At 52.0% G+C, this 1,543-nt stretch carries 1 protein-coding gene; it reads left to right on the top strand.

Translation table 11 applies throughout. The features are described 5' to 3' along the window. A partial coding sequence (locus tag HWQ67_RS18205; RefSeq protein ID WP_218254114.1) for an AfsR/SARP family transcriptional regulator occupies positions 1-1,543 on the top strand: 1,543 nt, incomplete at both ends.

Raw genomic sequence — 1,543 nt, 5'->3', positions numbered from 1 at the left:
GTCAGCCCCATCACCCTGACATCTCCCGTTGGGAAGGCCGCCTGGAAGATATCCTGCGAACCACCAGGGACAACGTTCAAAAGTTTACGATAGGCTCTATCCTCCTCTTTTACAATCAATGGATGGGGAGGATCAACAAGGCGGGATCGATAGTCAGGATGTTGGAATACATCGTTGATGTCGTAGATGAGAACCCGCTGATCAAGATAACGTATTTGGATGCTGAGGCGATGTATTATCTATACGTCCAGGGATATCAACAAATCATCAGCGCCATGCACAAGCACATCGAGATTGCAGAGAGAACCGGTATCCATATAATGGATGTGCAGTCTTATGCAATAGGTATCTACGGTTATTTGGGATTGGGTGACAGAAACGGCGCAGAGAGGTTTCTTGAGAAACTCACACGCTGTATGAATACAGTTCAGAGCCTTGATCAGATACTTTACAACATGCAAATGTCAATGATTGCCGCCGATAAGGCCGAGTATGCCTCGGCTATTGAACATGGCAGGATTACCGTTAAAATATCGGAAAAAACAGGGGTACCTCTTAATCATTTAATCCATAGGTATAATCTTGTGTACCTTCTGATAGAGGGAGGGTACACAGAAGAGGCCAAAGGTCTCATGGCGGAGTGTAGGGCTGAGGGAAACACCCTCAACAGCGTCCTCCTGGATGAATACATAGCAACGGTGTGTGAGGCATTAACAGGTTTGTACAAGCCGGATGATACGCTCTTTGCCGAGAGGTTCAGGGACGCAATGAGGATATCCAAAGACAGTGGCTTACTCTATCTGACACCTCTAAAGCGTTCAAATCTCAGGCTGCTAACCAGGGCCCTTGAGATTGGGATCGAACCGGAGTACGTCAGGGACATCATCCGTCAAAGCGGCGTCCTGCCCGATGACTCCTGCATCCGCGTTGAGGGCTGGCCGTATCGGTTCAAGATATACACGCTTGGTGGATTCAGGCTGCTGATAGATGACAAGCCGGTCGTCTTCTCCGGCAAGGTACAACAGAAGCCCCTTGAGATGCTAAAGGCGTTGGTGCTGTTTGGCGGCAGGCAGGTGAGCGAACAACGCCTCAGTGATTGCCTCTGGCCCGATGCCGACGGAGACCTGGCCGCCGGTTCCCTTCGCACCACGCTGCATCGCCTGCGCAAGCTGTTGGGGGTTGACGACGCCATAGAGTCCTCGGCGAAGTTCCTGACGCTAAACAACCGGTACGTCTGGTGCGATACGTGGGCGCTCCAGGACACGGTTGAACGCCTGGGCGACGAGTTGAGAAAGGGCCGTCTGAGCAGGCACCTGGTTGAGGGGTTGTTCAGGCTCTACCTCGGGGATTTTCTTGCACAGGAGCAATACGAAAACTGCACCGTGGCCACGCGGGAGATGCTGCGGATGAAGTTCTTAAACACCTGTGGCAGGATCGCCGAGCATTACGAGAGGTCAGGGCAGTGGATCGAGGCAGTGGAGTGTTATCGCAACGCGATTGCCATCGATAACAGGCATGAAGGGTTTTACAGGAACCTGATGCG

Source organism: Candidatus Magnetobacterium casense (assembly GCF_019173545.1).
GTDB lineage: Bacteria > Nitrospirota > Thermodesulfovibrionia > Thermodesulfovibrionales > Magnetobacteriaceae > Magnetobacterium > Magnetobacterium cryptolimnobacter.
This window is presented reverse-complemented; position numbering and strand designations above follow the sequence as displayed.